This is a genomic window from Saccharothrix sp., assembly GCF_031180885.1.
GTDB lineage: Bacteria > Actinomycetota > Actinomycetes > Mycobacteriales > Pseudonocardiaceae > Actinosynnema.
In genome coordinates this window covers 69,697-73,278 of sequence record NZ_JAPSLK010000039.1, presented here as the reverse complement: position 1 = coordinate 73,278, position 3,582 = coordinate 69,697, and the positions used below count along the sequence as shown (strand labels likewise).

Below are 3,582 nucleotides of genomic sequence, written 5' to 3'. Positions count from 1 at the left end.
CGGCGGCGCGCACGCCGACACCGACGTGGACATCCAGGAGTTCATGATCGCGCCGATCGGCGCCGACTCCTTCCGCGAGGCGCTGCGCTGGGGCACCGAGGTCTACCACGCGCTCAAGTCCGTGCTGAAGAGCAAGGGCCTGGCCACCGGCCTGGGCGACGAGGGCGGCTTCGCGCCGAACCTGTCCAGCAACCGCGACGCGCTGGACCTGATCCTCCAGGCGATCGAGAAGGCCGGCTACACCCCGGGCCGCGACGTCGCGCTGGCCCTGGACGTGGCGGCGACCGAGTTCTTCGCCGACGGCGCCTACACGTTCGAGAAGACCAAGCGCAGCGCCGAGCAGATGACCGGCTACTACACCGAGCTGGTCAACTCCTACCCGCTGGTGTCCATCGAGGACCCGCTGTCCGAGGACGACTGGGACGGCTGGGTGCAGATGACCGCCGAGCTGGGCGAGAAGGTGCAGCTGGTGGGCGACGACCTGTTCGTCACCAACCCGGAGCGCCTGGAGGACGGCATCTCCCGCCGCGCCGCCAACGCGCTGCTGGTGAAGGTCAACCAGATCGGCACGCTGTCCGAGACCCTGGACGCGGTCGCGCTGGCCACCTCGTACGGCTACAAGTCGATGATGTCCCACCGGTCCGGCGAGACCGAGGACACCACCATCGCCGACCTGGCGGTGGCCACCGGCGTCGGCCAGATCAAGACCGGCGCGCCGGCCCGCGGTGAGCGGACGGCCAAGTACAACCAGCTCCTGCGGATCGAGGAGGCCCTCGGCGACGCCGCGCGCTACGCCGGCGACCTGGCCTTCCCGCGGTACACGCCGGAGAGCTGATGGCGGACGGGGACCGGGGCTCCCGACGCGGCCGAGGCGCCGCGCCGGGGTCCCGGCCTGACCGGACGACCCGGGGCCGCACGACGCGGGCCTCGGGCGGCACGGGCCGCGGCACCGGCTCCGGGGGTGCGTCCGGCTCCGGCCGAACGGGTTCGAGCGGCTCGGCTTCGAGCGGCTCGGCTTCGGGCGGCGCGGCGGGCTCGCGGGGCTCCTCGGGTGGCGGGTCCGGCTCCGGCGGCGCTGGGTCGCGGGGCTCGGGTTCCGGGTGGGCTCGGGGCGGCCGGGCGGGCGCGAGCGGGGCGGGCGCGAGCGGGTTCGGCAGGCCCGGTGAGGGCGGGCGGCGGCCGAGCAAGGCCGCGCAGGCCCGGGCGGCGGCCCAGGCGGCTCGGGCGGCGGCACGGGCGGCGCGCCCCCAGTCGAAGGCGCGGACCCGCGAAGGCACCGGTGGCGCGTTCGGCATGACCGGCACCCGCCGGGCCGCACTGCTGGCGATGGTCGTGTGCGCGCTGGCGCTGAGCATCGCCGTCCCGCTGCGGACCTACCTCGCCCAGCGCGAGGAACTGCGGGAGGTCACCGCGTCGCAGGAGACCCTGCGCGCCGAGGTGAACCGCCTGGAGCAGCGCAAGCACGAACTCGCCGACCCGGCGCACCTCGAAGCCGAGGCGCGTCGGCGGCTGCACTACGTGCGACCGGGGGAGACGCCCTACGTCGTGCAGCTCCCCGGCGACGCGGAGCGGAAACTGGAAGACGAGCGCCCGGCGACGGCGCCGGCGGCGGACAAGGCGTGGTACGAGCAGTTGTGGGATTCGGTGGCGGCACGATGACGGTGAGCGACGAGGACAAGGCGATCGTCGCCGAACAGCTGGGACGCACCCCGCGCGGCATGCGCGCGGTGGCGGCGCGGTGCCCCAGCGGGCACCCGGCGGTCGTGCAGACCAGCCCGCGCCTCCCGGACGGCACCCCGTTCCCGACCCTGTACTACCTGACCTGCCCGCGGCTCAACTCCCTCGTCAGCCGGCTGGAGAGCGCCGGCGTGATGAAGGAGATGACCGATCGGCTGGCGACGGATGAACAGTTGGCGCAGCACTACCTGCGCGCCCACGAGTCGTACTTGGCTGAACGGGACGCGATCGAACCGCTGGGCACGACCGTCACCGCGGGCGGCATGCCGGGCCGGGTGAAGTGCCTCCACGTCCACGTGGCGCACGCGTTGGCCGCCGGGCCGGGGGTGAACCCCTTCGGCGACGAGGCCCTCGCGCTGCTCGCCGACGAGTGGCCGAGCGGAAATTGCGCGTCAAAGGTGAAAAACTGACCGTAGGGGCAGTTCTCCGGACAGAGAACGGACCCGGGACCGTGACACGGCCGTTTGGATCAGGCACGCTGGTCGTCGGGGCCGAAGCGGGAATCGCCGAGGAGTGGAGTTCGTGGCTGTGCCGAAGCGACGACGGGGACGCAAGCGCAAAGCACTACGTCAGGCCACGCTGACGCCCCGGCAGTGGGGGTTGGCCGCGACGGCGACGTGCGCGATGCTCGCGCCTGTCCTGCTGCACACCACCTCGGCCGTCGACTGGGTCAACGTCTCCGGCAGCTCGGACATCGAGGCCGTGCCGCCCGGTCTGGGCGACGTGCTGGGCAGCATGAGCGACTCGAGCGCGCTGGGCGTGAACGGCCGGCTGCCCGAGGCCGACGAGCTGAGCGCCGCGCTGCTCGCCGAGGCCGCCGACCCGTCGGACTTCCTCGACGACCTCGGCCCGTTCGACGGGCTCGACGGCGAGACCGTGGCGGGCAAGCTCGGCATCCCCGGCGTCATGCTCGACGCGTACATGAAGGCCGCGAACCGCCTGGCCGCCACCACGCCCGGCTGCAACCTGCACTGGTCGCTGCTGGCGGGCATCGGGCGCATCGAGTCCGGCCACGCCCGCGGCGGGCGCGTGGACGCCGCCGGCACCACCGTGCACCCGATCCTCGGGCCGGTGCTCAACGGCGGTCCGGGCATGGCGGCCATCCGCGACACCGACGGCGGCCGGTACGACCAGGACACCACGTGGGACCGGGCGGTGGGCCCGATGCAGTTCATCCCGTCCACGTGGGCCGCGTACGCCGCGGACGGCAACGGCGACGGCGAGACCAACCCGAACAACGTCTTCGACGCCACCGTCGGCGCGGGCAACTACCTGTGCGCGGGCGGGGCGAACCTGAACGACCCGCAGCAGCGGGCGCGCGCGGTGTTCCGGTACAACCACTCCGAGGAGTACGTGCGGACGGTCCTGTACTGGGCCGACGCGTACGCCGACGGCGTGACCCCGCTGCCCGGCCTGATCGGGTCGGACGACGACTACGCGCCGGTCACCAGCCCCGGCAGCCAGCTCCCGGGCAACCCCGGCCAGCCGGGTCAGCCCAGCCAGCCGAGCCAGCCCGGTCAGCCGGGGACGACCAACCCGCCGTCGTCGAGCAACCCGTCGACCACCACGCCGAGCACGTCGCCGACGACGATCACGCTCGTGCCGACCCCGTCGTGCCCGACGACGACCACGCCGACCAGCACCAGCCCGACGACGCCGACGTCCACCACGCCGTCCGCGCCGGGCTGCACCACGACCACGACGCCGTCCACCACGCCGTCCACGACCCAGTCGACGACGTCGGAGTCCTCGGCGCCCCAGACCAGTTCGTCCCAGACCAGTTCGTCCCAGACCAGTTCGTCCCAGACCAGTTCGTCCCAGACCAGTTCGTCCCAGACCAGTTCG

General features: G+C 73.4%; 4 protein-coding genes. All 4 read left to right on the top strand.

Annotated elements, in window-relative coordinates:
• The coding region (locus RIN75_RS31555) for a phosphopyruvate hydratase (protein ID WP_309115698.1) at positions 1-835 on the top strand (835 nt) is incomplete at its 5' end.
• Positions 835-1,659 carry a septum formation initiator family protein gene (locus tag RIN75_RS31550; protein ID WP_309115697.1) on the top strand — a complete coding sequence of 275 codons (825 nt, stop codon included), beginning with the start codon at positions 835-837 and terminating at the stop codon, positions 1,657-1,659. The genes RIN75_RS31555 and RIN75_RS31550, both read left to right, overlap by 1 nt.
• On the top strand, positions 1,656-2,147 hold the full coding sequence (locus RIN75_RS31545; RefSeq protein WP_121231442.1) for a DUF501 domain-containing protein: 492 nt from the start codon (positions 1,656-1,658) through the stop codon (positions 2,145-2,147). The genes RIN75_RS31550 and RIN75_RS31545 overlap by 4 nt, the downstream gene beginning before the upstream one ends.
• 112 nt (positions 2,148-2,259) lie before the next feature.
• A partial coding sequence (locus tag RIN75_RS31540; protein WP_309115696.1) for a lytic murein transglycosylase occupies positions 2,260-3,582 on the top strand: 1,323 nt, incomplete at its 3' end.